At 66.2% G+C, this 24,633-nt stretch carries 21 protein-coding genes; 7 read left to right on the forward strand and 14 right to left on the reverse strand.

Annotation, left to right across the window (positions count from 1 at the left end):
* Positions 1-12 precede the first annotated feature (12 nt).
* Positions 13-822: an ATP-binding protein gene (locus OKW87_RS14260; RefSeq protein WP_265540504.1), complete on the reverse strand. Its 810-nt coding sequence runs from the start codon at positions 820-822 to the stop codon at positions 13-15.
* Between the two features lie 253 nt (positions 823-1,075).
* On the opposite strand from OKW87_RS14260, the gene OKW87_RS14265 reads away from it, so the two are divergent.
* Positions 1,076-1,345: a hypothetical protein gene (locus OKW87_RS14265; RefSeq protein ID WP_265540506.1), complete on the forward strand. Its 270-nt coding sequence runs from the start codon at positions 1,076-1,078 to the stop codon at positions 1,343-1,345.
* A gap of 35 nt (positions 1,346-1,380) precedes the next feature.
* Here OKW87_RS14265 and OKW87_RS14270 read toward each other — a convergent pair whose 3' ends face one another.
* From OKW87_RS14270 to OKW87_RS14285, 4 genes are read right to left on the reverse strand one after another with little or no spacing between them, the layout of a single operon-like run.
* Entirely contained in the window at positions 1,381-3,456 is a 2,076-nt protein-coding gene (locus OKW87_RS14270; RefSeq protein ID WP_265540508.1) for a tetratricopeptide repeat protein, read from the reverse strand.
* Positions 3,440-4,792: a PEP-CTERM-box response regulator transcription factor gene (gene prsR, locus OKW87_RS14275; protein ID WP_265544135.1), complete on the reverse strand. Its 1,353-nt coding sequence runs from the start codon at positions 4,790-4,792 to the stop codon at positions 3,440-3,442. The genes OKW87_RS14270 and prsR overlap by 17 nt, the downstream gene beginning before the upstream one ends.
* 5 nt (positions 4,793-4,797) lie before the next feature.
* Positions 4,798-6,855, reverse strand: a complete 2,058-nt coding sequence (gene prsK, locus OKW87_RS14280; RefSeq protein WP_265540509.1) for an XrtA/PEP-CTERM system histidine kinase PrsK — start codon at positions 6,853-6,855, stop codon at positions 4,798-4,800.
* Positions 6,855-8,243, reverse strand: coding sequence for a TIGR03013 family XrtA/PEP-CTERM system glycosyltransferase (locus OKW87_RS14285; protein ID WP_265540511.1), 1,389 nt, complete (start codon positions 8,241-8,243; stop codon positions 6,855-6,857). Before OKW87_RS14285 ends, prsK begins: the two co-directional genes overlap by 1 nt.
* 153 nt (positions 8,244-8,396) lie before the next feature.
* Between OKW87_RS14285 and OKW87_RS14290 the strand changes: the two genes are divergently transcribed.
* Complete coding sequence (locus OKW87_RS14290) at positions 8,397-9,452, forward strand: mannose-1-phosphate guanylyltransferase/mannose-6-phosphate isomerase (protein ID WP_265540513.1); 1,056 nt, start codon at positions 8,397-8,399, stop codon at positions 9,450-9,452.
* On the opposite strand, the gene OKW87_RS14295 is transcribed toward OKW87_RS14290, so the two are convergent.
* Positions 9,442-10,596, reverse strand: coding sequence for a hypothetical protein (locus OKW87_RS14295; protein ID WP_265540515.1), 1,155 nt, complete (start codon positions 10,594-10,596; stop codon positions 9,442-9,444). The two genes, OKW87_RS14290 and OKW87_RS14295, sit on opposite strands and share 11 nt — an antisense overlap.
* Positions 10,597-10,709: 113 nt before the next feature.
* Here OKW87_RS14295 and OKW87_RS14300 point away from each other — a divergent pair, with 113 nt between their 5' ends.
* Positions 10,710-11,267, forward strand: a complete 558-nt coding sequence (locus OKW87_RS14300; RefSeq protein WP_265540517.1) for an aspartyl/asparaginyl beta-hydroxylase domain-containing protein — start codon at positions 10,710-10,712, stop codon at positions 11,265-11,267.
* Here the strand turns inward: OKW87_RS14300 and pepF are convergent, their stop codons facing one another.
* From pepF to groES, 4 genes are all read right to left on the reverse strand, one after another.
* Complete coding sequence (gene pepF, locus OKW87_RS14305) at positions 11,268-13,133, reverse strand: oligoendopeptidase F (protein WP_265540519.1); 1,866 nt, start codon at positions 13,131-13,133, stop codon at positions 11,268-11,270.
* A 144-nt stretch (positions 13,134-13,277) separates the two neighbouring features.
* Positions 13,278-15,926 carry a beta strand repeat-containing protein gene (locus OKW87_RS14310; protein ID WP_265540521.1) on the reverse strand — a complete coding sequence of 883 codons (2,649 nt, stop codon included), beginning with the start codon at positions 15,924-15,926 and terminating at the stop codon, positions 13,278-13,280.
* A gap of 100 nt (positions 15,927-16,026) precedes the next feature.
* Positions 16,027-17,670, reverse strand: a complete 1,644-nt coding sequence (gene groL, locus OKW87_RS14315) for a chaperonin GroEL (protein ID WP_265540523.1) — start codon at positions 17,668-17,670, stop codon at positions 16,027-16,029.
* 98 nt (positions 17,671-17,768) lie between these two features.
* Positions 17,769-18,056, reverse strand: a complete 288-nt coding sequence (gene groES / locus OKW87_RS14320) for a co-chaperone GroES (RefSeq protein ID WP_265540525.1) — start codon at positions 18,054-18,056, stop codon at positions 17,769-17,771.
* Between the two features lie 199 nt (positions 18,057-18,255).
* Here groES and sppA point away from each other — a divergent pair, with 199 nt between their 5' ends.
* The 3 genes from sppA (at position 18,256) to OKW87_RS14335 (ending at position 21,147) form a co-directional block, all read left to right on the forward strand.
* A complete protein-coding gene (gene sppA / locus OKW87_RS14325) occupies positions 18,256-20,145 on the forward strand; it encodes a signal peptide peptidase SppA (protein WP_265540527.1) in 1,890 nt (629 codons plus the stop codon).
* Positions 20,142-20,714, forward strand: coding sequence for a GNAT family N-acetyltransferase (locus OKW87_RS14330; protein WP_265540529.1), 573 nt, complete (start codon positions 20,142-20,144; stop codon positions 20,712-20,714). Before sppA ends, OKW87_RS14330 begins: the two co-directional genes overlap by 4 nt.
* Positions 20,715-20,778: 64 nt before the next feature.
* Positions 20,779-21,147, forward strand: coding sequence for a hypothetical protein (locus tag OKW87_RS14335; RefSeq protein ID WP_265540531.1), 369 nt, complete (start codon positions 20,779-20,781; stop codon positions 21,145-21,147).
* Between the two features lie 4 nt (positions 21,148-21,151).
* Here the strand turns inward: OKW87_RS14335 and OKW87_RS14340 are convergent, their stop codons facing one another.
* On the reverse strand, positions 21,152-21,784 hold the full coding sequence (locus tag OKW87_RS14340; protein ID WP_265540534.1) for a trimeric intracellular cation channel family protein: 633 nt from the start codon (positions 21,782-21,784) through the stop codon (positions 21,152-21,154).
* Between the two features lie 77 nt (positions 21,785-21,861).
* Between OKW87_RS14340 and OKW87_RS14345 the strand changes: the two genes are divergently transcribed.
* Entirely contained in the window at positions 21,862-22,509 is a 648-nt protein-coding gene (locus tag OKW87_RS14345) for a YoaK family protein (protein WP_265540535.1), read from the forward strand.
* A 119-nt stretch (positions 22,510-22,628) separates the two neighbouring features.
* Here OKW87_RS14345 and lpdA read toward each other — a convergent pair whose 3' ends face one another.
* The 3 genes from lpdA to OKW87_RS14360 are packed head-to-tail and all read right to left on the reverse strand — an operon-like array spanning position 22,629 to position 24,629.
* The gene (gene lpdA, locus OKW87_RS14350) at positions 22,629-24,023 is read right to left on the reverse strand and encodes a dihydrolipoyl dehydrogenase (protein WP_265540537.1); all 1,395 of its coding nucleotides are present in this window, start codon (positions 24,021-24,023) and stop codon (positions 22,629-22,631) included.
* Positions 24,016-24,390, reverse strand: coding sequence for a DUF5615 family PIN-like protein (locus OKW87_RS14355; RefSeq protein WP_265540539.1), 375 nt, complete (start codon positions 24,388-24,390; stop codon positions 24,016-24,018). The genes lpdA and OKW87_RS14355 overlap by 8 nt, the downstream gene beginning before the upstream one ends.
* A 2-nt stretch (positions 24,391-24,392) precedes the next feature.
* Positions 24,393-24,629: a DUF433 domain-containing protein gene (locus tag OKW87_RS14360; RefSeq protein ID WP_265540542.1), complete on the reverse strand. Its 237-nt coding sequence runs from the start codon at positions 24,627-24,629 to the stop codon at positions 24,393-24,395.
* Positions 24,630-24,633: the final 4 nt, after the last annotated feature.

Here is a 24,633-nt window from a genome sequence, read left to right on the forward strand (position 1 = left end):
CAACACGTTTTCTTACAAAGACTTACCCGCGCGCCCCGCAAGGTCCACGACATATTGCCAGGCCACCCGCCCCGAGCGGCTGCCGCGCCGGGTTGCCCAGTTGATCGCTTCGGCGGGATCGAAGGCCAAACCGTGCGCGTCGGCATAGCCACGAACGATCTCGACATAGATATCCTGGTCGATCGCGTGGAAGCCCAGGCTGAGCCCGAAGCGATCGGCAAGCGCCAGCGAGTCGTCGACCGAATCGCGCGGATTGATGGCGCTGGCCTGTTCGGCAATGTCGCGGGGTACGAGGTGGCGGCGGTTCGAGGTCACGATCAGCCGGGCATTGGCTGGCCGCGCCTCGGCCCCGCCTTCGAGTAGCGAGCGCAGCGCACGGGCGTCGCCGGCGGCGTCGAAGCCGAGATCGTCGAGGAAGATCGCGAACGGACGATCGACCTTCGCCAGCGCGGCGAACAATTGGGGCAGAGTCTCGAGATGCTGCGTTACCGCCTCGACCAAGGCAAGATCGCCGCCGCGTGCCTGCACCGCGGCGACCGAACTCTTCACCAGCGCCGACTTGCCGGTGCCGCGCGCGCCCCACAGCAACACGTCCTGCGCTGCATGGCCGTGCGCCAGCCGATCGAGATTGGCGACCAACGCGTCGCGCTGGGCGTCGACCCCGTGGAGCATCGCGAGCGGCAGCGGCGCAAAGGCGCGAGCGGCGGCCAGGCTGTTGCCCCGCCACACATAAGCGGGATGCGCGCGCAGATCGGCGGGCGATGCTGGCGGCGGCGCGAGGCGATCGAGCGCGTCGGCGATGCGGGCGAGGGGGTCGGTCATGGGGGGGGTATAGATATTTTTGGAGGCGTGTGGGGAGGATTCAGGCGATTCGCCCTCTTCCCTCTCCCCTTGTGGGAGAGGGAGGGAGCCGATGAAATCGGCGGAAGGGTGAGGGGGAGTGTGTCTCACCATACGTCCCCCTCATCCTTCCCACTCGCTTCGCGAGCGGCCCCCTTCCTTCTCCCACAAGGGGAGAAGGAGTTTCAGCATCGGCCTACTTTCGGACGTTTGATGCAGCGGGTAGGATGGCTTGATGAGTGACGACACCGCCTTGCGAACAGTCCAAATCGTCCTGCACTGGGCTTGGGATCCGATTGGCGTGAGAGGCATCAAAGAGGCTGCCGACGAATACGATATGTACGCGACCCGAGTGCTTGAATTGCTGGAGGCCGATGCACCGGACGAGCGGATCAGCGACTATCTCACAAGCGTCGTTCGGGATCGGATGGGGCTAGCCGAAGACACCGACCGGGATAAGGACGTGTCTTTGATGTTGCGGCAGCTTTACGCCATTGGCCGGTAAGTAAATGTCCGCATAGCGCCACCTGCTGCCCCAAATCAGCCAGTCCCCGCCACCAGCGCCGTCGCCGCCGCCCGCTCGGTAAAGCCCGGATCCGCCAGCGCCGCCTGTGCCTGCGTGCGCGCCTCGGCCTTGCGGTTGAGGTCGGCATAGACCTGCGCCAGATGCCAGCGCAGGCCGGGGTGGCGTGGCGCGAGGACGACGGCTTTCTGCAGCAGTTCCAGCGCGCCGGGCAGATCGCCGCTGCGATAGAGCGCCCAGCCGAAGGCGTCGGCTACCGCGGGGTTGGCCGGGGCGAGGCCATAGGCCGCTTCGCCGAACTCGATCGCGGTCGCGGTCTCACCCGCGCCGGTATAGGCCGCGGCGAGATCGGTGTTTAGCGCCGCGTCGCCGTCGCCGATCCGCGCGCGCAGTGTCTCGAGCGAGTCGATCGCGGCGTCATAGTCGCCGGCGACGAGCTGCCAGTGCGCGGAGAGGCGGAGTGCGGCGGTGTTGACCGGGTTTTGCGAGAGGAACAGCGCCAGGACATTGGCGGCGTCGCCGCGGCGGCCGGCGCGTTCGAGCGATTCGACCAGGCGGAGCATCGTCGGCTCGTCGAAGCGGAGATCGGCCGCAGTGCGATAGGCAGTCGCAGCATCGCCGTAGCGATCGAGCAGCATCAGCGTGTCGCCGACCAGGATATGCGCGGCGGGCGCGCCCCGATTGCCGGCGGCGATCTCCTGCGCCTTGGCGAGCGCGCCGGGCAGATTTCCCTGATCGATCAGCGCGCGGATCAGCGGCACCGTCGCGCCCGGGTCGCCGGGGCGCAGCGCGGCGTCGCCGGCGAGTACCGCCACCGAATCGTCGGCGCTGAACGCACCGGGCTCGCCGATCGCGGGGTAAGCCGCACGATCCAGGAAACGCGCGGCATTGGCGCGATCACCGATCCGCTCGAAACCGCGTGCGACCAAAGTGAGCGCATAGCTGTCGGCATCGTTGCGGGCGACCACCGGGCGCAGCATGTCGATCGCGTTGCGCGCCGAATCGGTGCGGAGCAGCGCCACCGCGAGCAGCTTGCGCGCAGTGATGTTCATCGGCTGGTTGTTGACGAGGGTCCGCAATTTCTCGATCGCCTGCTGATAGTCGCCGGCCTGGATGTCGAGCGTGCTGCCCAGCAGCATCGCGCCCGGCAGCGACGCGACGCCGCCCCGTGTCTTCTCCATCAGGCTGCGGGCGAGATCGAATTTGCCGGCGCGGGCGGCGATCACCGCCTGGAGATAGAGCGCCTCGGGACTGCCGGGGCGTACCTCCAGCGCGCGGCGGGTGACCGCGAGCGCATCGACGGTGCGGCCGACATCGCCCAGCGTGGCGGCATATTCGATCAATATATCGTGGCGCGCGGGATCGCGTTTGAGCGCGGATTCGAACCAGGGCAGCGACGCGACCAGGCCATATTGGCCGCGGACCAGCTCGCCGCGCAGCTGCAGCGCGTCGATATTGCCGGGCGCGAGCTTGACCGCCTGTTCGGACGCGGCGATCGCGCCGAGCAGGTCGCCGGCGGCATATTTGAAGCGCCCCATATCGGTCCAGACTTCGGAATCCTGCGGGGCGATCTGCATCGCCGCGTTGAGCGCGGCGAGCGCCCCGGGCAGATTGCCGAGCCCGGTGAGCGCGCGCGCGCGGATGCGCAGCGCATAGGTGCGGAAGCGCGGATCGGCCTTGTCGAGCTCGGCGAGCGCTTTCTCTTCCTCGCCCTGCAGCAACTGCGCGTGCGCGCGCAGATGCGGGACCAGCTTGGCGTCGTAGCCGGCCTCGACCGCGCGCTGCACCTCGGCCTCGGCGCCGACACCGTCGTCGAGCGCGAGCATCGCCAGCGTCAGCGCGATATGCGGCTCGGGGCTGCCGGGATCGCTGCGCACCGCGGCGAGCGCTTCGTCCCGCGCGGCGGTGGCATTGTCGGCCTTGAGCAAGGCGAGGCTGCGCTGGGTCGCCTGGCGCGCGCTCTCGGGATCCTGGCGCACCGGAGAGAGGGTGAACCAGGCGATCAGGGCGACCGCAAAGGCAAGCACGCAAAGCGCGATCACCAGGACCTTGCGAAAGACGCGTGGGCGGGGGGTGCTACGGCTGGAGGTCATAGGCCTTCATCAGATCATAGAGGGTAGGACGGCTGATCCCGAGCAGGCGCGCGGTGCCGGAGATATTACCTTCGGCGCGCGCGAGCGCGTGGCGGATCGTCTTGCGATCGGCCATCTCGCGCGCTGCCTTGAGGTTGATCGGCATCGCGTCGGTGGTGGCCTCCAGGTCGAGATCGGCGGCGGTGACGCTCTTGCCGTCGGCCATCAAGGCGGCGCGCTTCACGCGATTCTCGAGCTCGCGGACATTGCCGGGCCAGCCCCAGGCGTCGATCGCGGCGAGCGCGTCGGGCGCGAAGTTGCGGGCGCTGCCGTGCATCGTCGCCGCGAACTTCTTGAGGAAGTGCCGCGCGAGCAACCCCGCATCGCCCGGCCGCTCGGCCAGCGAGGGGATGCGGATGACGATCTCGGCGAGCCGGTAATAAAGGTCCTCGCGGAAGCTTCCCGCGGCGACCATCGCGTCGACATTCTGGTGCGTTGCGCAGACGATGCGGGTGTCGACCGGGATCGCCTTGCGCCCGCCGACCCGCTCGATCACCCGCTCCTGCAGGAAGCGCAGCAGCTTGACCTGCAGCGGGAGCGGCACATCGCCGATCTCGTCGAGGAACAGGGTGCCACCATGCGCCTGCTCGATCTTGCCCTCGGTGGTCTTCACCGCGCCGGTGAAGGCGCCCTTTTCGTGGCCGAACAATTCGCTTTCGAGCAGGGTCTCGGGGATCGCGGCGCAGTTGATCGCGATGAAATTGCCCTTGCGGCGGCTGGCATCGTGCAGGCCGCGCGCGAGCAATTCCTTGCCGGTGCCGCTCGCGCCGAGCAGCATCACCGATACGTCGGCGCCGGCCACCCGCTCGATCGTGCGGGTGACCTTGAGCATTTCGGGCGATCCGGTGATCATCCGGCCCAGCACCGCGCCCGCCTCGGCGCGTTCGGCCAGCCGGCGATTCTCGGTCTCCAGCGCATGGACGTGGAAGGCGCGTGCGACGATCAGCCCCAGCGCATCGATGTCGATCGGCTTCTGGTAGAAGTCCCAGGCGCCCGCGGCGATCGCCTTGAGCATCGATTCGCGCGCGCCATGGCCCGATGCGACAATCACCTTGGTGTCCGGGCGCAGCCGCAGGATTTCCTCGAGCGTGGCGAAGCCTTCGCTGGTGCCGTCCGGATCGGGCGGCAGCCCCAGATCGAGCGTCACCACCGGCGGCTCCTCGGCGCGGATCAGCGCGATGGCTTCCTCGCGATTGGCGGCGCAGCTGATGGCATAGCCTTCATAGGCCCAGCGCAACTGGCGCTGGAGGCCGGGATCGTCCTCGACGATCAGGAGCTTTGGGCTCAGTCTGCTCATGTCGTTCATGCCGCGCGCTCCACCGCGGTGCCCACGGCGTGCGCGCTCTTCAGGATCAGGCGGAAGCGGGTGCCCTGGCCTTCGCGCGAGACGACTTCGATTCGGCCCTGCATCGCATCGGCAAGCTGGCGCGCCTCGAACGCGCCGATGCCGAAGCCGCCGGGCTTCGACGAGACGAAGGGCTTGAACAATTTGTCGCGCACGAAGCCGGGCGACATGCCGCAGCCCTGATCGATGACGTCGATCGCGATGTCGGCCCCGATCGGGCTGATGGCGATCGTCACCGGCTCGTTCGGCGGGCTGGCTTCGATCGCATTCTGGACGAGGTGGCCGAGCAATTGCTCGAGCGCGGCGGGATCGGCGAGCGCGATGGCGTTGCGCGCGCCGCTGCTCGTCACCGGATGCTGGGTGCGGCGCGCGGCGGCGATCCGCTCGACCAGCGGCACCAGTTCCACCGCGTGCGGCGCCTCTGTGCGGCTGCGATGATGCTGGGAGAGGCGGGCGAGCAGTCCATTCATCCGCTCGGCCGAATCGTGGAGCGTCGCGACCATATCGGCCCGGAATTCGGGCTTGTCGGCATGCCGCTCGGCATTGCGCGCGGTCAGCGTGAGCTGGCTGACCAGGTTTTTGATATCATGCAGAATGAACGCGAACCGGCGGTTGAATTCGTCGAACCGCTGCGCATCGGCCAGGGCCTCCTGCGCCCGCGCCTCGCAGAGATAGGAGGCTACCTGCCGCCCTGCGACCTTGAGCAGATCGAAATCCTCCCAGTCGAGCGGGCGGCTGGCCGGCGGCCGTGCGAGCAGGATCGCGCCGGCCAATTTGCCGAGATGCGGCAGCGGCACGAGCAGCCATGCCTCGGGCGCGTCGAGCATCCATTGCGGGATGGCGTGTGTATCGGGACTGTACGGCTCGTCGCGGCGGACCATGTCGAGATCGATGATCCGCCCGGTCGCGGCCAGATGCGTGGACAGGGCTGGATCGGCGGCGACGGGCAGTGTGCCGGGATCCCAGTTCCACTGCGCACTCGGGCACAGTCCGGCGCCGTCGGGCACCAGGAGGACGCCCGCCGGCGATACCATCAGATCGGCCATCGCCCGCACGATGCGCTGCTCGAGCGGCGCGGCGCCCTCGGGCGCGCCCAGCGTCTCGGTGAAACGCATCCATTCGGCGCGATAATCGTAGCGGTGGCGGAAGAAGTGCTTGGCGAGCTTGACCTTGATCCACCCGCGCAGCCAGCTGTTGGAGACCAGAGTGAGGATGGCTGCGGTCGAGCCGAGCACGAAGGCGGTCTGCAGAATGCGGGCGTTGCTCCCGCCAACGGTTGCGATCGCGCTGGTGGCAAGCGCCAGGAAAGCGAAATAGGCTCCGATCGCGACGAGCGACAGCGACTGATAGGTCACCGTGCGCGACACCCGGACGTTCCATTCCTCCTTGCGCTGCAGCGCGATGCCGAACGCCGAGCCGACGACGATCATCGCGAGGCCGCGCAACACCAGCGGCTCTAGCCGCCATTGCGCAGTCAGATAGGCGGTGCCGAAGAGGAGGAAATCGGTGAGCCAAAGCCCGGCGAGCGCGACCACGATCCAGCGCAGCGAACCGCCGGCTGCCGGGTTGAGCGCCGAATAGAGCGCCTGGACGAGCACGAGCGCCGCGACGGCGACCAGCATGCGCAGCAAGGGCAGGGCATTGCCGACCTGCACGGCCACATCGGGGGTGCCGGTGCTGCCGATAAAGTGGGCGGTGAGCGATGCGATCGCGACGAGCGCGACGACGCCATAGACGGTGCCCAGCGCCAAAGGCGGCCGGACATTGCCGTCGCGCCGATGCAGCACGATCATGAAGCCGAGCCAGGCGAGATTGCGCAGCGTCTCGGCGATGTGGGTGACGATCTCGCCCGCCCCGATCCCCGCGACCGCCAGCGCCCAGAGCGCAGTCATTCCCAGCGCACTGACGAGCGGGCGACGCGGCAGGCTGCTCTCGGTCGACCGCCACGCCCACAGCGCCAGCGCCCCGAACAGCAAGGCCGCGAGCGCATGACTCCACAGGATCAGCGCAGTCATCAACGCGCGCCTTCGGGGAACAGCACGACGCGGATCGTCTGCAGCAGGATCAATATATCGAGGAAGGGCGAATAATTCTTCGCGTAGAACAGGTCATATTCGAGCTTCTGGCGCGAATCCTCGATCGAGGCGCCATAGGGATAGTTGATCTGCGCCCAGCCGGTGATGCCGGGCTTCACCATGTGGCGCTCGGCATAATAAGGCAGCTTTTGCTCGAGGTCCTCGACGAACTGCGGCCGCTCGGGACGCGGGCCGACGAAACTCATCTCGCCCTTGAGCACGCTCCAGCATTGCGGCAGTTCGTCGATCCGGGTCTTGCGGATGATCCGGCCGACGCGGGTGATGCGCGGATCGTCTTTCTCCGCCCAGACCGCCTTGCCGCCGATTTCCGCATCCTGGCGCATAGAGCGCAGCTTGATGACGTCGAACCCCTGCCCGAACAGGCCGACGCGTCGCTGGCGATAGAAAGCCGGGCCCTTGCTCTCGAGCCGGATCAAGACCGCGGTGACCAGGATCACCGGCAGCATCAGGACGAGAAGCAGCAGGCTGGCGCTGATGTCGAACAGCCGCTTGAACGCGCTGGAGACCATCCGGCCGGACGAGAAGCCGTCGGAGAAGATCAGCCAGCTGGGATTGACGCTGTCGAGATCGACGCGGCCGGTCTCGCGCTCGAGAAAGGTCGAGATTTCGTTGACATGCACGCCGGTCGTCTTGACCCGCAGCAGGTCCTTGAGTGGCAGCGCGTTGCGCCGTTCCTCGAGCGCCAGCACCACTTCGCTGGCGTTGAGCAATACGACATGGTCGGCAAGATTGTAGATCGCGTCGCGCGCGATCGCTTCGGGGATCACGCGGTTGGCCTCGCTCATCGAGACATAGCCGACGACCGCGAAACCGGCGCCCGGCGTCTTGGCAAGCAGCTTGAGCCGCGCCGCGCGCGGGCCCGCGCCCAGCACGACGATCCGCCGCTTGAACGCCTGGCTGCCCAGCGTCTTGCCGAGCAGGATGCGCAGGAAGATCAGCAGGAGGATCGACGCGGTCATCGCGTAGAGCAGGTTCGATCGCCAGAAACTGATTTCGGGGATCATGAAATAGAGCACGCTGAGGCCGATCACGCCGAGCGAAATCGCCACGATCAGCCGCGCCGTCGCATAGCGTAGCGATTGCAGCGAATCCGCCCCGTACACCCCGACCGAGATCATCGCGACGTGGATGAAGATCGCGTAGCTTACCAGCTGCGGAAGCCGCGATACCATCGGCGAGGGCCCCATATCGAGCTGATGCGCGCGAAACAGCCAGCCGAGCTCGCCCGCGACCAGCAACAGGACGACGTCCAGCAGACCGAGAAGCAGCACCGCGTTGGGCACATAATGCTTGAACAGGCGTATCATGACGGTGGAGACTTAGAAGAGAAGTGTAAACAAACCCGACACGCCTTCGAGCCGTTCGAAAATTTGGCGGAAGGAGCCGAAACCGTTCCGGCTGCGCACCGTTTAATGCGCGGGGCGAACACCTATATTCGAGCGAACAGGGAGCGATTCTTCATGCCGACAACGAAGCCGATCATTCCCGTTATCCTGTCGGGAGGGTCGGGTACGCGCTTGTGGCCGATGTCGCGTCCGGAAATGCCCAAACAGCTGCTGGCGCTGACCGCCGATGAGACGATGCTCCAGCTCACCGCGCGTCGCGCGGCCGGCGAGCGCTTCGCCAGCCCGATCGTGGTCGCCAACGCCTTTCACGCCGATCTGGTCGACGAGCAACTCGCGACGGTGGGCGCATCGGCACAAGCGCTGATCCTCGAGCCGATCGGGCGCAACACCGCGCCGGCGATCGCGGTAGCGGCGATCGCGGCCGGTGGCGGCAGCGAGCCGCTGCTGGTGATGCCCTCCGACCATGTCATCGCCGATGTCGAGGCATTCCATGCCGCGATCCACGCGGCGATGCCGCTGGTCGAGGAGGGCTGGCTGATCACCTTCGGCATCGCGCCGGATGCCCCCGAGACCGGCTATGGCTGGATCAAGGTGGGCGAAAGCCTGGCCGCGGGGATCCACCGCGTCGAGCGATTCGTCGAGAAGCCCCCGCGCGACAAGGCGGCGGCGATGCTCGAATCGGGCGATCATGCCTGGAACGGCGGCATCTTCCTGTTCCGCGCCGACATGTATCTGGGCGCGCTCAGCGTCTATGCGCCCGACATGCTGGTCGCGGCACAGCGTGCGATGGAGCTGGCGCGGCGCGAAGGCACCCGGATCTGGCCCGACGCGGACGCCTTCGCTGCCTGCCCATCGGACTCGATCGACTATGCCGTGATGGAGAAGGCGCCGCGTGTTGCCGTGGTGCCGGTATCGATGGGCTGGAACGATGTCGGCAGCTGGGATGCGTTGCACCTGATCAGCGACCGCGATGACGACGGCAATGTCGCGCGCGGCGACGTCACTCTGCTCGACACGAGCCATTGCCTGGTGCGCGCCGATGCCGGCAAGCGCGTGGCGCTGGTCGGGGTACGCGATCTGATCGTCGTCGCCTCGGGCGACGATATCTTGGTGATGCCGCGCGGGCGAAGCCAGGACGTCAAGAAAGTGGTCGAGGCGCTCAACCGCTGATCGTGCGGAGCGCCTCCAGGCGATCATGTACGGGCGCGAGATAGCGGGCTGCCGCATCGCGGACCTCGGGCGAAGCTTCGCGCTTCTTCGTTTCCCCATCGGGGCTGAACGCCTCATGCGCAGCCTTTGCGTCGCGGCGGGACGCGGCTTGCATTGCCTTCCTCTCGGGCGCTGTCGGGACCATGGCGAAATGCGGGAGAATGTCGGCGAACAGGGCGTCGGGCAGCTGGCTATAATTGACCAACAGGCCGCCCCCGAGATGCCGATGATCGATCGCTGCCTGGCAGCTGCGCTCCAGCACGCGGGCGATGAACGTCTCGGCCGGCAGGGCTGCATCGTCGGGCGACAGGCCGAGAAACGGAAAAGGGACCATGCCGGGCACGGTCTGCATGCCGCGCTGGCGCATCTGCGAAGCCATCACCTCGACGGGCTCGCGGTATAGGAACAGCCAAGGCGTGGCGGGAAAGGCGCGGCGCAGCAGCGGCAGTGCGCGGCTGTGCCAGCTGTCGAGCTTGATGAAACAGCGCGGTGCGCCGCGGCTATAGGCCGCGACCATAGCGCGCAGCGCTGCAATGCGGGTTCCGGAATCGATGTCGGGGAGCTGCAGGATCGTATCGATGGGTGCGGCTTCGGACAGGACGCGATGCTCCGGGATGGCTGCGAGCATCTGCGCCACGAGCGTCGATCCGCAGCGCGACATGTGGAAGATCAGCCCGTCCGGCGCAGGCGGCGCGGCGGGCGCGCCGCGGAGGAAATCCGGCCAAGGCGTGTGATAACGGAACATCCGGTTGAACGGCCGGGCGGCGATGCGGCGCCGCGAATCCTCGAAGAAGGATTGGGTAAGTGGTTCGCCCGCGAAATGCTGCCAGTCCACGCCAGGCGCGCCATGCTGCACGACCGCCACCGGAAGCCATCCCTCGCCGGGCCATTCGTGCGACTGGACGGGCGCGGGTGCGAAGCGGTCGATCCCGGCCGGATCGGGCCGGGTGGCGGCCTCCAGTGCGGCGCTTGATAGGGCGATCCCGTTCGCCGTGGCCCATAGCCTGGCCTGTTCGACGAACGAGGCGGGATCGACGATGGCGGCGAGCGCATGCTGGGCATCGGGGTCCGCCATTACCGCGGTACGGAACGCGTCGAGGCTCATGCAGACGGCTGCATTTGCAATGACGCCGTGATCCGATAGGCTCGCCCGACCGCTGCGGGGGACCCGGCATCGCAAGCGTCAGACAGCCAATTGAAGTACGCATCGCCGATCGCGTGCGGCTGCCGATCGCCTTTGACCCGGCGCCGCTCAGGGCGGATCTTGCACGGCTGGCCGGGCGCGAATGGACGCCGCATTTCGTGCCGCAACATTATGAGGGCGAGTGGAGTGCCCTGCCGTTGCGGGCCAAGCGCGGGGCGATCCATCCGATCCTGATGATCGCGCCGGACCCGGCTGCGACCGAGTTCGAGGATGCGCCGTTGCTGAGCGAGCTTCCCGCCATCGCCGCGGCGGTGGCTGCGTTCGAATGCCCGTTGCGCTGCGTGCGGCTGATGCGGCTGGCACCCGGCGCGTCGATCAAGCCGCATAGCGACTTCGATCTCGAGGCCGAATGCGGCCTGGCCCGGATCCGCGTCCCGATCGTCAGCAATCCGGGCGTCGAATTCATCCTCGACGGCACGCCAGTGGCGATGGCGCCTGGCGAGGCATGGTATCTGCGCCTGTCCGAGACCCACAGCGCCGCGAACCGGGGGGAGAGCGACCGCATCCATCTGGTCATCGACGCACTGGTGAATGGCTGGCTGGCCGCGCTGCTTGCGGGGCCAGCCGGCTGATCATGCCAGCAGTGCCTCGGCCTGATCGAGCGTATCCTTCATCGTCGCGACCAGCGCCTGATAGGGGGCTGGCGTGGTCATATCGAGCCCGGCGCGCTTGAGAATCTCGACCGGATAGTCGGAGCCCCCGGCCTGCATCACCGACAGGAAATTGTCGCGCTCCCTGGCACCGCCCTTCAGGATCTGCTGGGCGAAGTAGGTCGCGGCGGCGATGCAGGTGGCATATTGGTAGACGTAGAAGCTGTTGTAGAAATGCGGGATGAAGGCCCATTCGTTCCCGTAGGCCGGATCGAGGCCCATCTTCGGCCCGTGATAGCGCCTGAGAAGGTCGAAATAGACGTCGGTGAACTTCTTGCCCGACAGGCCTTCGCCGGCCTCCGCCATGTCGTGCGCCTTGAGCTCGAACTCGGCGAACATCGTCTGGCGGTAGAAGGTGCCGCGGAAATTCTCCATCTGCTGGCCGAGGTAGAAGAGCTTCTCCTCCTTCGATTTTGCCTGCTTGAGCATGTGCGCGACGAGGAGCTGCTCGTTGATCGTCGAGGCGATCTCGGCGAGGAAGATCGGGTAATCGGCCTTCTCATAGGGCTGCGACGCGTTGGCGATCAGCGAGTGGAGGGCATGGCCCCATTCATGGGCGTAGGTGCTGAGCCCGTCATATTTCTCGGACAGGTTGAGCAGCAGATAGGGGTGCACGTCGTAGGCGCCGGGCTGCATATAGGCGCCGGGGCGCTTGCCCGGGCGCGGCCACGGATCCATCCACTTCGCTGCGGAGGCCTTGGCGAGGCGGCTCTGATAATCGGGGCCGAGCGGCTTCACCGCCTCCAGCGTCAGCGTGCGCATCTGATCGAGCGTGAAGGTGCGGTCCAGCGACACGAGCGGCGGATAGATGTCGTAATAGGCGATGTCGGGCAGCTTGAGCATCCGCCGTCGCAGCTCGAAATAGCGGTGGAGCTCCGGCAGCCCCTTGTTCGCCTCCGCCACCAGCGTGCGATAGACTGCTTCGGGGACGTTGTTGCCCGATAGCGCGCGGGCGAGCGAAGTGGGATATTTGCGCGACTTGGCGTAGAAGATGTCGCTCTTGACCTTGGCATTGTAGGTCGCGCCGAAGCTGTTCTGGAACTTGCCGTGCGCGGTCCAGAAGGCGTCGAACACCGCCTTGCGATCGGCGCGGTTGGGGGCGTCGCGGTGGAGCGTATAGCCCTGACTGTCGAGCCGGACCTGCTTGCCGTCGGAGAGGGTGATCGTCGGCCAGGGAATGTCCGACGAGCGCAGCTGCCCGCTGATCTCGCTGGGACCGCTGAGCGGCGAGCCGGCGCTGGCAAGGATCGCCTCGCTCTCGGGCGAGAGGGTGTGCTCGGCCTGGCGGACGGTGTCGACGAGGTAGAAGTCGAAGCGGGTTTTCAGCGTCTTGTTGGCGGCGACATAGCCGTCGATCTTGGCCTTGCCGATCGTCAGGATCTCGGGCGCGAACCAGGCGGTCGCTTCGCTCAAGGCAGTGTAGAGGTCCGAGGCCTGGGCCTGCTTTTCCTGATAGTTGGCGACGCGCACATCCTCGTCGCCCTTGAGCGCGACATAGACATAAACGCGCGAGACGGTCTTCACGAGATCGGACTGGAGCACCAGCGCTTCGGCGAGCGTGTCGGCGCTGCTGCCGAGGCGGCCCTTATATTTGGCTAGTGCTGGGATCGCCGCGAGCGCAGCTTTGCGGGCCTCGTCCCAGGCGGCATCGGTGGGGTAGATTTCGGTGAGGTCCCAGGCGGCCACGCCGGCAGCAGCGGCGGGATCCTGTGCCCAGGCGGGCATGGCCGTGGCGAGCGTGGTGAGCGCGGCGGCAGCGAGCGCCTGGCGGCGGGAGAGTTCGGTCATTGTAGGGTCCCCCGAAGAGGCGCCGGCAGGCGGTCAGCGCGTGATTTGGGCCGCCAATGTGTCGCGCGCCGGCGGAAAAGGGAAGCGGAATGTGTTAGCGGGCTAACACGGCGGGGAGCGCCGGGATGGCTCCCCCGCACCGCATCAGACCGCGACCAGAGTGAAGTTGTCCGCGGTCAAATGGAGCCCGGTCGGCAGCGTCGCAAACAGCGCCGGCGTCCCGAATGGACCGTTGACAGGATCGTTGTACGAGAGATTGCCGGTGGCCGGATCATAATAGATCCGCGTCGACGACGAAGCCGGCGTAGCGCCCTCCGAAAATGCTGATGGCGCAAGCGCTCCGGGAGCGAGATCGGTCGGAATCCGGTTCAGCACCAGCTCGATCCGGTCGATCGTGGGATCGAAGTCCATGACAAAGTTGGGCGTGATCCGCGGATTGGTGAAGGGCGTGCGCACGAAGGTGGGCAGCACGAAGATGTCCGCGCCGGCATCGCCATACAGCCTGCTGCCAAGCCCGGCGACCAATCGATCGTTGCCTGCTCCCCCGTGCGCTACACCCGCACCGAGAATCGTGTCGTTCCCGGCGCCGCCGTTTACCGTCACCAAAGAGCCAACGACGATACCGGCGTAGTTCGAATCGCCCCTCCGGTCGATATGGTCATCGAACGACGTACCGGTCACTGTCGTCCACGGAACGCCGGATGCGGTGGCGGGTGCGTATCGAGCGAGCAGATGCCCGTCCGCCGTCACTACATCCGAGCCGGATACCATCCGCACGCCGATGCCAAGCTGCGAGAAATCAAGCGCGCCGGCAAGGTATGGCTCGTTTGGATTCACTCGGACTTCCGGCTGGCTTGCCGACCCGCTATTGGGGCCGAAGACGAGCGTCTGTGCCCCGTTATAGGGTTCGCTGAAGCTTCGTTGCGCAAAGTAGACCGTCGTCACGCCCGGATAGGTCGATTCGAGCGGCGTGCCGGGGCCGGTCGCGCTCCCGATCAGGACGGTCCCACCGATGTTGAGATAGAGCGTGCCATCATCGTTGAGGATGGTACCGGTGCCCGTAGCGGGCGTCTGAAGCTGCGCACCGCTGACCTGGACCTGCACGGTCTCGGCGAATTCGTAGAATGCGTCGCCGTTCATCGCGACGTTGAAGGTGCCGGTTCGCTGGCCCGCGGCGATGGAAACCGTGCCGGTGGCCGCGGCAAAGTCGTCGCTCGCGGCGGTGCCGGTGGTCAGTGTGGTGAAATTGAGCAGTATGTCGGTGCTGGCGGCGCGATCGAGCGTAACGGTGAAGGCGAGCGGCGTGGTGCCGGCATTGCCCTCCGCGCCCTGTGCCCCCGTCACCGTGGCGGTGTAGCCCGATTCGACGCGAACCTGGATCGCCGACTGCGCAATCCCGGCCGAGAGCTGGGCGAACTGGACGGCGGCGCCCGCGCCATTGCCGTCGGCGTCGAACAGCAGCGCGCCGTTTGCGGCGTTGTATACGATGCGATCGTCGGCATCCGCCGCCGCAGCGCCATAGGCGATCGCGCCGGGCGCGAGCGTCCCGCCGGCCAGGCCCGCGAAAATCGCCGAATCGAGCACGATCACATCGGCGCCGTTCCCGAAATCGGTGATCGTATCGACGCCGGCGCCGAGCGGCGAGGAGAAGCGGAAGCTGTCCGCGCCGACGAGCCCGGTCAGCGTATCGTTGCCGGCGCCGCCGTCGAGGACGTTGTCGCCGTAATTGCCGATCAGCCGGTTGGCGAGGTTGTTGCCGGCGAGGTTGATCGCGGTGGTCGCGCCGTGCTCGGCGGTCGAAAGCGTCTCGATCGAATTGCCGGCGCCCAGCGTGTAGCTTGCGCTCGTGTAGATGGAGTCGTTGCCGCTTTCGCCATATTCGATCACGACGTCATTCACGCTGTAAACACGGTAGATGTCATCGCCGGTAAGTCCGACCAGCGTGTCGGCCCCGCCGCCGCCGCCGTTCAGGATGTTGTTGCCGAACGTGCCGCTGATACGCTGGTTGAACTCGTTACCCATCAGGTTGAGCGGGTCGGCGCTACCTTCGTTGAAGCTGACAAGAAGCTCGATCGCGTTGCCGGCGACGAGGGCGTAGCTGACATCGGTCAGGATGGTGTCGGTCCCGCCACCGCCCGCTTCGATCACCACCTCGCGGCCGTTCATCACGCGATAGGTGTCGGCGCCGCCCAGGCCGATCAGCGTGTCGTCGCCCCCGAAGCCGATCAGCGTGTTGGTGCCCATATTGCCGATGATGAGCTGGTTGAGCTCGTTGCCGATCAGGCTCTGCTCATACGTGCTAACATGCTCGAGTGCGCTGATCGTTTCGACTGCCGATCCAGCCGCAAGTACGATAGTAGCATTCCCATCGGCATAGACGATGTCATTGCCGTGGCCCGTCTGTTCGATGATATTATCGCCGCCGCCCTTCGAGACATAGATGTCGTCGCCTGCGAGCCCGATCAGTATGTCGCGGCCGCCGTTGCTGCGGATCGTGTTGTTGCCGTAATTGCCGATGATCGTCTGGGTGAGCTCGTTGCCGATCAACACCAGCGGATCGGTGCTCGCATGCACCGCGGCGGAGAGCGTGTTGACCGAATTGCGGGCGCCGAGATCGTACGAGCCGAAGGTGTAGACCGTGTCCGCAAGCCCGCCGCCGCCGACTTCCTCCTCCACTACGCGATCGTCGTTGGTGTAGACAATATAGGTGTCTTCGCCCTGGCCACCGATAAGGGTATCGGGCCCGCCGCCGTACAGTGTGTCGTTTCCGCCAGTTCCGCGCTTGATCGGCATGGGACTATCCTCTCCTTCAGCGCCACCAGCCCGTTTCACGAAAAAGGGCCAGGAGCTTCCTCCTGACCCTTTCATCTCATTGTGACGAAGAGATTTCTACTTAGAAATCCATACCGCCCATGCCGCCCATGCCGCCGCCGCCCATGGGCATTGCCGGCTTGTCTTCGGGAAGCTCGCTCACCGCCGCTTCGGTGGTGATGAGCAGGCCCGAGACCGAGGCTGCGTCCTGCAGCGCGGTGCGGACGACCTTGGTCGGATCGATCACGCCGGCTTCGACGAGATTCTCGTAGACGTCGGTCTGGGCGTTGAAGCCCTGGTTCTGATCGGCACCGTCGAGCAGCTTGCCCGAGATCACCGCACCGTCATGACCGGCGTTGGACGCGATCTGGCGGACCGGCGCGTAGAGCGCCTTGCGGATGATATCGATGCCGCGGGTCTGATCGTCATTCGCACCCTTCATGCCCTCGAGCGCCTTGGTGGCGTAGAGGAGCGCGGTGCCGCCGCCGGGGACGATGCCCTCTTCGACTGCTGCGCGGGTTGCATGAAGCGCGTCGTCGACGCGATCCTTGCGCTCCTTGACCTCGACTTCGGTCGAACCGCCGACCTTGATCACGGCAACGCCGCCGGCGAGCTTGGCAAGACGCTCCTGGAGCTTCTCCTTGTCATAGTCGCTGGTGGTGTTCTCGATCTGCTGACGGATCGCCTCGACGCGGCCCTTGATCGAATCGGCTTCACCGGCGCCATCGACGATGGTGGTGTTGTCCTTGTCGATCGTGACGCGCTTGGCGGTGCCGAGCATCGCGAGCGTGACGCTCTCGAGCTTGATGCCGAGATCCTCGGAGACGACTTCGCCCTTGGTGAGGACGGCGATGTCTTCGAGCATCGCCTTGCGACGATCGCCGAAGCCGGGCGCCTTGACGGCTGCGACCTTGAGGCCGCCGCGCAGCTTGTTGACGACGAGCGTGGCGAGAGCCTCACCCTCGATGTCCTCGGCGATGATCAGCAGCGGACGGCCCGACTGGACGACGGTTTCCAGGATCGGAAGCATCGCCTGCAGGTTCGACAGCTTCTTCTCGTGGATCAGGATGTACGGATCGGCGAGCTCGACCGACATCTTCTCGGGGTTCGTGATGAAGTAAGGCGAGAGATAGCCGCGATCGAACTGCATGCCTTCGACGACGTCGAGCTCGAAATCGAGACCCTTGGCTTCCTCGACGGTGATCACGCCTTCCTTGCCGACGCGCTCCATCGCTTCGGCGATCTTCTCACCGACGACGGTATCGCCGTTTGCCGAGATGATGCCGACCTGGGCGATTTCCTTGGTGCCCGAGACGGGCTTGGAACGTGCCTTGAGATCCTCGACGACCTTGATAACGGCGAGATCGATGCCGCGCTTGAGGTCCATCGGGTTCATGCCGGCCGCGACCGACTTCATGCCCTCGCGAACGATGGCCTGCGCCAGGACGGTCGCGGTGGTGGTGCCGTCGCCGGCGACGTCGTTGGTCTTCGAGGCCACTTCGCGCAGCATCTGCGCACCCATATTCTCGAACTTGTCCTTGAGCTCGATTTCCTTGGCGACGGTGACGCCGTCCTTGGTGATGCGGGGAGCGCCGAAGCTCTTGTCGATGACGACGTTGCGGCCCTTGGGCCCCAGGGTCACCTTGACCGCGTCGGCGAGGATGTCGACGCCGCGCAGAATGCGCTCACGCGCGTCGCGGCTGAACTTTACGTCTTTGGCTGCCATGTTGGGCTACCCTTTCCAATTGCAGGCGATTACGCCTTAGCTTCTCACTTTTCCCGCGAATCGCGCATATAAGTTGCGCGCACGGGGTCGAAAATTGCTCAGCCAACGATCCCAAGGATGTCGGATTCCTTCATGATGAGCAGATCCTCACCATCGACCTTGACCTCGGTGCCCGACCACTTGCCGAACAGGATCTTGTCGCCGGCCTTTACGTCGAGCGGGGTGATCGTGCCGTTCTCGGCGCGGGTGCCGGTGCCGATGGCGACGACTTCGCCTTCCTGCGGCTTTTCCTTGGCGGTGTCGGGGATGATGATCCCGCCTGCGGTCTTTTCCTCGGCCTCGACACGGCGGACGAGCACGCGGTCATGCAACGGACGAAAGTTCATTGCGGTGGATCCTCTTATGGTTGAATGGTCTTAGCACTCAATCTGATCGAGTGCTAACGACCCGGATATGCGCAGCCCGGGCAGATTCGTCAACGGGCAAGCGCAAAGATGTTTCGCTACTGTATTGGTTTCCTAGCACAGCGTTTACTCGCCGGGGCCGATCCGGTAGCAGGGGCGCGCAATTGGATGGAGCAGGCAGTTGAAGCTGGTTCGGGGCGCCTGGAAATTACTCGTCGGGATCAAGGATTTTCTGGTCCTGGTCTTCATGCTGCTGTTCTTCGCGGCCTTGTTTGCAGTGCTTTCCTACAAGCCCAACGCCGCGGCAGTGCATGACGGCGCGCTGGTGGTGGCGCTGGACGGCACGCTGGCGGAGCAGCCCGAGGATGCCGATCCGTTCGCCGAGCTGAGCGGCAGCCGCGCGCTGCGTCAGCATCGGCTGCGCGACGTGGTGCGCTCGCTCGACACGGCGCGGAGCGATGCGCGGGTGAAGGCGGTGGTGCTCGATCTCGATCGCTTCATGGGGGGCTATCCCGCCGCGATCAGCGAAGTGGCGGAGGCCGTCGGCCGGGTGCGGGCAAGTGGCAAGCCCGTGCTGGCTTATGCCACCGGCTATACCGACGACAGTTATGCGCTCGCCGCCAATGCCAGCGAAGTCTGGGTCAATCCACAGGGCGGCACGCTGTTCGCCGGGCCGGGTGGCACGCAAATCTATTATAAGGGCTTGCTCGACAAGCTCGGCGTCAATGCGCACATCTACAAGGTCGGCAAGTTCAAGTCGGCGGTCGAGCCCTATATGCGCGCGGACATGTCGCCCGAGGCGCGCGAGGCGAGCCAAGCGCTGTATGGCGCGATCTTCGAGCAATGGCGCCAGGCCGTCGCGAAGGCACGGCCCAAGGCGCGGATCGCCGATTATCTGACCAAGCCCGACGAAGTGATCGCAGCGGCACAGGGCGATATCGCGGCGTCGAACCTTCGCTACGGGCTGGTCGACAAGGTCGGCGATCGGCTCGCGTTCGGCAAGCGAGTCGCCGAGATTGCCGGCGCGCCGGGCGGCAGGCCGGCTGGCACGTTCAAGGCGATCAAGCTGGCCGACTGGATCGCGGCGCACCCGTTGCCGACCGGCGGCGATGAGATCGGGGTGATCACCGTCGCGGGCGAGATCGTCGACGGCAAGGCCGGGGCGGGATCGGCGGCCGGCGATACGGTGAGCGGGTTGCTGCTGAAGGGCCTCGCCCGGAACAAGCTCAAGGCGCTGGTGGTACGGATCGATTCGCCGGGCGGATCGGCGATGGCGTCCGAGCAGATCCGCCAGGCGGTGCTGCAGGCAAAGGCACAGGGCCTGCCGGTGGTCGTCTCGATGGGCAGCCTGGCCGCGAGTGGCGGCTATTGGGTGGCGACCGCGGGCGACACGATCTTCGCCGAGCCCAACACGATCACGGGATCGATCGGCATTTTCGGCGTGCTGCCTTCGTTCGAGAACAGCCTGGCCAAGATCGGCGTCACCACCGACGGGGTGCAGACAACGCCGCTCTCGGGCCAGCCCGACGTTTTGGGCGGGATCAACCCGGTGACCGACCGCATCCTGCAATCGGCGATCGAGAGCGGCTATATGCGTTTCGTCAATCTGGTGGCGACATCGCGCAAGCTGACTCCCCAGCGGGTGGACGAGATCGGCCAGGGCCGGGTCTGGATCGGCGGCGTGGCGCACCAGCTCAAGCTGGTCGATCGCTTCGGCGGGCTGCAGGCGGCGATCGACGAGGCGGCGCGGCGGGCGAAGCTCGATCCGGCGAAGGTGCATCCGCTCTATCTGGAAAAGGAACCCGGCGCCTGGGTGAGCTTCCTCAACGGCTTTGCCGGTGGCGACGACGAGGAGGAGTGGGCCGATCAGCCCGCGGGCGCCGATCTCTATGGCCGCATCGCGATGGAGCAGCGGGCGCTGGTGGCGCAGGCGCTGGGTGATGCGCGGCGGCTCGCCAGCGGTGGATCGGTGCAGGCGCGCTGCCTCGAATGCATGGGTCTGGGGCCGGCGGTGGCGCGGACCGGGGACCAGAGCCTGTTCGACCTGCTGCTCGCGAGGCTGGGGCTGTGATCGCGATCCGGGGCGCTGCCGCCGCAGACGCGGCGGCGATCGCGGCGATCTATGCGCCGCACGTGCTGAGCGGCACCGCGTCGTTCGAGATCGAGCCGCCCGACACGCGGATGATGCGTTCGCGCATGGCGGCGAGCGAAGGGCTCTATCCCTGGCTTGTCGCCACCAATGGCGAGCATAGCGCCGAGGGCGGCGGCGGGGTGATCGGCTATGCCTATGCCACCCAGTTCCGCGAGCGGCCGGCCTATCGCTATGTGGTCGAGACGACGATCTACATGGCCGATGTCGCGCAGCGTTCGGGCATGGGGCGGCTGCTGTACGAGGCGTTGATCGACACGTTGCGCGAGCAGGGCTTCGTCCATGCGGTCGGCCGGATCGCGCTTCCCAACGAGGCGTCGATCCGCGTGCACGAATCGGTCGGCTTCCGCCGGGCGGGGGTCTACCGCGAAGTCGGCTACAAGCATGGCCAGTGGATCGACGTCGGCATCTGGCAATGCCAGCTCAACGAGCCGCGGGTGCCGCCGGTCGAACCGCGGAAGTTCAGCGATGTAGGAGTCGTGCGCGTCTAGCGTGCGGGAACTCCTTTCGCGCCGGGCGTTTTACCTTCCGGCAAGCGGCCGTGGAGCGTGAGCATTGCAGACCATCAATGTGGACAGGGCGAGGAAGCTGGTCGACGTCCGACTCACGGGCTTCCTGTCACCCGAGGACGTGGCATGGACGGGCGAAGAGGTCCGCGCCGCGATCCGCACGCTGGGCGACGATGTCGGCAAGCATGTCACACTCTATGACGTGAGCGAGATCCAGGTGGCGCCAGCGGCGACCGTGGAGGCGCTGCAGCGAACCTTCACCAACCCGACGGTGCGTACGATGTGGGCGCGCAAGGTGGCGTTCGTCACGCCTTCGGCGCTGACCCGGCTGCAGGTCCAGCGCCTGCGCGAGGCGCGCGAAGATATCGGCATCTTCGAGAACCGGGCCCAGGCGATAGAATGGCTGCTCGACTGAGGCTTCAGCGCCCCCCGCGATAGGCGGGCAGCCCCAGCTTCCAGACGATCGCCGCGGCGCGCAACCCGAAGCCGGCGCTGGCGGCGAGCAGCCCCGCGGGTAGCGGCGCGAGTCCCGCGAGGCTCAGCCCGACATAGACCGACGATGCGAGCGCGGCTGCGGTGACATAGAGCTCTGGGCGCATCAGGATCGACGGCTCGTTGGCGAGCACGTCGCGGATGATTCCCCCGACACAGGCAGTGACCACGCCCATGATCGCGGCGGGCACGGGCGGGATGCCAAAGTTCATCGCCTTGGCCGCGCCGAACGCGGCATAAGCGGCGAGGCCGAGCGCGTCGAGCCAGGCGAAGGTCGCGTCGCTCCACCAGCGCTGGGGCGTGAGCCAGATAGCAGCGGCGACGAAGAGGCAGATCGCCCCTACCGCCGAACCCTGGACCCAGAAGACCGGCGCTCCGATCAGCAGATCGCGAACCGTGCCGCCGCCCACCCCGGTGATCAGCGCGAAGAAAGCGGCGGTGACGAAGGTCTGCGAGCGTCGAGTGGCGGAAAGCGCGCCGGTCGCCGCGAACACGGCGATGCCGAAGAGATCGAGCCAGGGCAGGAAGGTGCCGATCTGGGCTGTGGCGGGGATGGGCATTGCCCTCTCTCCCTCGTCCAGGCGGTCAGGTCAAACATGGGGTGGCGAGCGCGGCTGGCCTGCGGCATTAGGGGCGCATGCACCGCACCGAACCGCCGATGATCGTGATCGCCGTCTGCCTCGCCGGGCTGGCGGGCTTTGTCGACGCGCTGGCCTTCACCAGCCTGGGCGGCTTCTTCGCTTCGTTCATGAGCGGCAATACCACCCGGCTCGGCGTCGGGCTCGGCACGGGCAATGGCGGCGTGGCGATGACCGCGGGCGCGCTGATCCTTAGCTTCGTCAGCGGAGTGATCCTGGCGAGTGTCGTCGCGCGCATGGCGGGCCGGCGCTATCCCGCGGCCGTGATGACGGTGGTGACGCTGCTGCTGTTCCTCGCCGCGATCGTTGCGGCGGTGGCGCCCGGACCGATCGTGTTGCTGCTTCTGGCATCGGCGATGGGTGTCGAGAATGGCGTGTTCAACCGCGACGGCGAAGTCTCGATCGGGCTGACCTATATGACCGGATCGCTGGTGCGGATGGGGCAGAAACTGGGCAACGCGCTGATGGGCGATGCCGATCGCTGGGATTGGGTGCCGTATCTGGCCTTGTGGCTGGGCTTTGCCGCGGGGGTGGTGTTCGGCGCCGCGAGCCAGTTGCGCTGGGGTTGGGATGCGTTGTGGCTGGCGGGAGCCGTATCGACTGCGCTGACCGTGGCGCTGGCGCGGCTGGGACGGCGCGCCGCTTGAAACCGTCATCCCCGCGAAAGCGGGGACCCATCTCCCTCACAAGATTTGTGCTGAAGCTGCCGTGAGATGCGCGGCCGAAGGAGACGGGCCCCCGCTTTCGCGGGGGTGACCAACGTAGCTCAGACGTGGATCGGCTTACCCAGCACGGCCATCGCCGCTTCCTTGATCGCTTCGCTGTGCGTGGGATGCGCATGGCAGGTGTAGGCGATGTCTTCGGACGTCGCGCCGAATTCCATCGCCTGGGCGACCTGGGCGATCATCGTGCCGGCAGGCGCGGTGATGATCCAAGCGCCGAGCACGCGATCGGTCTTGGCGTCGGCGATGACCTTCACCCAGCCGGTGGTGTCGTCGATCGCCTTGGCGCGGCTGTTGCCCGCCATCGGAAATTTGCCGACCTTCACCTCGCCCTTCTCGCGCGCCTGCTCCTCGGTCAGGCCGACGCCGGCGATTTCGGGGTGGGTGTAGACCACGCTCGGGATGACATCGTGGTTCACGATGCCGGTGAGGCCGGCGATATTCTCGGCGACGGCAATGCCTTCATCCTCGGCCTTGTGCGCGAGCATCGGGCCGGGGATGACGTCGCCGATCGCCCAGACGCCGGCGACCGCGGTGCGGAAGCTGTGGTCGGTCTCGATCTGGCCGCGCTGGTTGGTGGCGAGGCCGATCTTGTCGAGGCCGAGGCCTTCGGTATTGGGACGGCGCCCGATCGAAACGAGCACGGCATCGGCTTCGATCGTCTCGCCGGCGCCGCCGGCGGCGGGCTCGACGGTGACGGTCGCCTTGTCGCCGTTGACCGTAACCCCGGTGACCTTGGTGCTGAGCTTGAGCTCCATGCCCTGCTTCTTGAAGATCTTGGCGGCTTCCTTACGGACTTCGCCGTCCATGCCGGGGAGCAATTGATCGAGATATTCGACGACGGTGACCTTGGCGCCCAGCCGCATCCAGACCGAGCCCAGCTCGAGGCCGATCACGCCGCCGCCGATCACGACCATATGGGCGGGGACCTTCTCCAGTGCGATCGCGCCGGTGGAGTCGACGACCACTTTCTGGTCGATCTCTACGCCGGGGAGCGGGGTTACCGACGAGCCGGTGGCGATGACGATGTCCTTGGCGGTTACGGTGCGCTCACCAACCTGCACGGTATGGGCATCGACGAAGCTGCCGAGGCCCTTGATCCACTCGATCTTGTTCTTCTTGAACAGGAATTCGATGCCGCCGGTGAGGCCGCTGACGGCCTTGGCCTTGTCGGCCATCATCGCCGGCAGATCGAGCTCGACCGAGCCGAGCTTGACGCCATGCTTGGCGAGCGAGCCCGAGGCCGCCTCGTGGAATTTCTCCGAGGCGTTGAGTAGCGTCTTGGAGGGGATGCAGCCGACATTGAGGCAGGTCCCGCCCAGCGTCTCGCGGCTTTCGACGCATGCGGTGCGCAGCCCGAGCTGCGCGGCGCGGATCGCGGCGACATAGCCGCCGGGGCCGGAGCCGATGATCAGGACGTCGAAATCATAGTCAGCCATGTTGTTGGTGCTCCAGCGGCATCGAGCGGACGATGCCTCCCGTTTCGATAGTGATAAAGTGCGACATAGGATCGATCAGCCCCTCGCGGAACAGATCGAGGAAAGATTCAGCGACGATCCGGGCATGTTCCGGACGACTGCGCATATAAACGACGCCCAAGGGCGGCGGACTTAGCGCTCCGAAGATCTGGCGGCTGAAGTCGCTATCGAACGTCACCAGCACCCGGTCCTCGCGGCGCGCTTGCGCCATGATGTCCGGCTCGAGCGCGCTCGGACTGGACTCCGCTACGACGAAACAGTAATGGCCAAGCGACCTGAGTGCCGTTGCCACCAGCAAGGGCACATTCTCGTCGATCAGAAAACGCACTCTCAGGCAGCCCGCGGCACCAGATCATAATGCTGCCGCCCGACAATTTCGCGCGACATTGCGAACACGGCTTTGAGATTGTCGGGTGTCAGACGCGGATAGTTCTCGAACAATTCGGCTTCGGACCAGCCGGCGGCGAGCCAATCGAGAATGATCTCGACGGTGATACGGGTGCCCTTGATCACGGGCTTTCCGCCCATGATGTCGGGGTTGACCTCGATATGCTCGCGCCAGTCCATCTTC

Origin of the sequence: Sphingomonas sp. M1-B02, assembly GCF_026167525.1 — a bacterium.
Classification (GTDB): domain Bacteria; phylum Pseudomonadota; class Alphaproteobacteria; order Sphingomonadales; family Sphingomonadaceae; genus Sphingomonas.

Bases quoted from the DNA above. Each gene is read 5' to 3' on its own strand.
- OKW87_RS14260 (WP_265540504.1), bottom strand. From the start codon at position 822: ATGACCGACCCCCTCGCCCGCATCGCCGACGCGCTCGATCGCCTCGCG.
- OKW87_RS14265 (WP_265540506.1), top strand. From the start codon at position 1,076: ATGAGTGACGACACCGCCTTGCGAACAGTCCAAATCGTCCTGCACTGG.
- OKW87_RS14270 (WP_265540508.1), bottom strand. From the start codon at position 3,456: ATGACCTCCAGCCGTAGCACCCCCCGCCCACGCGTCTTTCGCAAGGTC.
- prsR (WP_265544135.1), bottom strand. From the start codon at position 4,792: ATGAGCAGACTGAGCCCAAAGCTCCTGATCGTCGAGGACGATCCCGGC.
- prsK (WP_265540509.1), bottom strand. From the start codon at position 6,855: ATGACTGCGCTGATCCTGTGGAGTCATGCGCTCGCGGCCTTGCTGTTC.
- OKW87_RS14285 (WP_265540511.1), bottom strand. From the start codon at position 8,243: ATGATACGCCTGTTCAAGCATTATGTGCCCAACGCGGTGCTGCTTCTC.
- OKW87_RS14290 (WP_265540513.1), top strand. From the start codon at position 8,397: ATGCCGACAACGAAGCCGATCATTCCCGTTATCCTGTCGGGAGGGTCG.
- OKW87_RS14295 (WP_265540515.1), bottom strand. From the start codon at position 10,596: ATGAGCCTCGACGCGTTCCGTACCGCGGTAATGGCGGACCCCGATGCC.
- pepF (WP_265540519.1), bottom strand. From the start codon at position 13,133: ATGACCGAACTCTCCCGCCGCCAGGCGCTCGCTGCCGCCGCGCTCACC.
- OKW87_RS14310 (WP_265540521.1), bottom strand. From the start codon at position 15,926: ATGCCGATCAAGCGCGGAACTGGCGGAAACGACACACTGTACGGCGGC.
- groL (WP_265540523.1), bottom strand. From the start codon at position 17,670: ATGGCAGCCAAAGACGTAAAGTTCAGCCGCGACGCGCGTGAGCGCATT.
- groES (WP_265540525.1), bottom strand. From the start codon at position 18,056: ATGAACTTTCGTCCGTTGCATGACCGCGTGCTCGTCCGCCGTGTCGAG.
- OKW87_RS14340 (WP_265540534.1), bottom strand. From the start codon at position 21,784: ATGCCCATCCCCGCCACAGCCCAGATCGGCACCTTCCTGCCCTGGCTC.
- OKW87_RS14345 (WP_265540535.1), top strand. From the start codon at position 21,862: ATGCACCGCACCGAACCGCCGATGATCGTGATCGCCGTCTGCCTCGCC.
- lpdA (WP_265540537.1), bottom strand. From the start codon at position 24,023: ATGGCTGACTATGATTTCGACGTCCTGATCATCGGCTCCGGCCCCGGC.
- OKW87_RS14360 (WP_265540542.1), bottom strand. From the start codon at position 24,629: ATGGACTGGCGCGAGCATATCGAGGTCAACCCCGACATCATGGGCGGA.